This window comes from Streptomyces lonarensis (assembly GCF_012033735.1).
GTDB classification, from domain to species: Bacteria; Actinomycetota; Actinomycetes; order Streptomycetales; family Streptomycetaceae; genus Streptomyces; species Streptomyces lonarensis.
This window is the reverse complement of sequence record NZ_JAAVJD010000453.1, coordinates 1-1,533: the sequence shown is the minus strand read 5'-3', so window position 1 is coordinate 1,533 and position 1,533 is coordinate 1. Positions and strand designations below refer to the sequence as shown.

General features: G+C 77.8%; 1 protein-coding gene. It reads left to right on the top strand.

Features of this window, described 5'->3' with window-relative positions:
• Positions 1-234 precede the first annotated feature (234 nt).
• Positions 235-1,533: SCO2583 family membrane protein (locus HCN56_RS25475; RefSeq protein ID WP_167974993.1), on the top strand; the 1,299-nt coding region annotated here is incomplete at its 3' end.

Genomic DNA, 1,533 nt, shown 5'->3' with positions numbered 1-1,533 from the left:
GCCCCGCCGTGTGTGGGGGCGTCCGACTCCCGCAGCGCCGGCCGCCGGAGGGGGCGCGCCCTGCGGTGGCGCCCCCCCCGAACGGCCCATCGACGCCCGGGCGGTCGCGCCCGGGCGCGACCGTCTGCCCGGGAGGTGCCCCGGCGCCACCCGCCGACGCCCCGCGCACCACCCCGCGGTACCGGCCGGTCGACGGGACTGTCACCGGAGCGCGGCTCGCCCTACTCTGAATCCGTGACGGCTGGGCGTTCGGACCCTCCAGGAGGGGCCGCCGGGGAAGTCCCCGACCACGGGGACGACGAGTTCCGTGCGACCGTCTTCGACGAGTCGTTCGTCCGCGCTGCCTCCCTTCAGGAGCACAGCGCGGCGCAGCGGCTGGAACCGGGCACCTTCCCCGTGCACCCCCGCGACCCGGACCCCCGTCCGGACGGACGCTCCGGGCGGCTGCTGCCGCGCAACGGCCTCGCCGTGGCGGCCGTGCTCGTCACCGCCGTGCTCATCGCGGTCTTCCTCGGCAACAGCGGGCTGCAACCCGCTGTCCACCGCAGCCCCGACATCGTGCCCGCCGGGAGTCTGCTGCCCCTCGCACCGCAGGGCGCCGTCCCTGCCGCGGCGCCGGAGGACCCCTACGCAGGCTCCGTGGCCGACGGATTCGGCACCGAACTGGTACTGCCCGAGGCGAGCGCGGTCGGGGAGTGGGACCGCGACCAGGTGATCGACGCCCTCGTGCTCGCCCGGCGCTACGTCACGGCCAGCAGCCTCACCCCCGACGTCCTGGTGGGAGGTGCTGTCGCCCCCGTGCGCGCCTTGCTCACCCCGTTCCAGCAGCACCGCCTGGACCGCGCGCTGCGGACCGGACCCGGCCCGGTGCGCGCCTCCACCTTCCTCGTCCGGTTCGAACCGGGCACCGTCGGGTTGGCCGAGGACGGCACTCGTGTCGAGGGGGCGTTCGCCGTCGAGCAGGCACAGGGGCGGTTGAGCGTCTCCGCCCGTCACCGCTTCGCCTACGCGCTCGTCCCCGCCGACGACCCGCTCGCCGACCCGTCGCTCTTCCTTCTCCACCGCGAGGTGGTGCTCAGCTTCGGCGAGGAGGAACTGGCGGCCGGGCAGGTGGCCCTGGAGAGCACCACCGCGACAGCGGGACCGCTGGACTGCGCGGACCCGGCCGATGCACCAGCCCTGCGCCCGCTGCTGGCCGGGCAGCGCCCCGCGGCCGCCCGCCACCGCGGGGCGGGCGACGGCGCAGCAGAGATCCCGGGCGTGCCGCCGGCGACCGCGGGCTCGGCGGACAGCAGCCCCGTCGACGGCAGCGAGCACGGCGAGGGTGGGCCGGGCGGGGACGAGCACGGCGAGGGTGGGCCGACGGCGGGTGCGGAGCCGACCGCCGACCCGGATGCCGCCGCGGGGCGCGAACCCGCCGCGACCTCGGTCGCCGGCGAGCCGGCCGACGGAGAAGCGGCCCCGGGCGGGAACGGGCCGGTCGGCCGAACGGGGGCGGGCCCGGGGCTCGACCCACTGGGGCTCCCCGCTGCC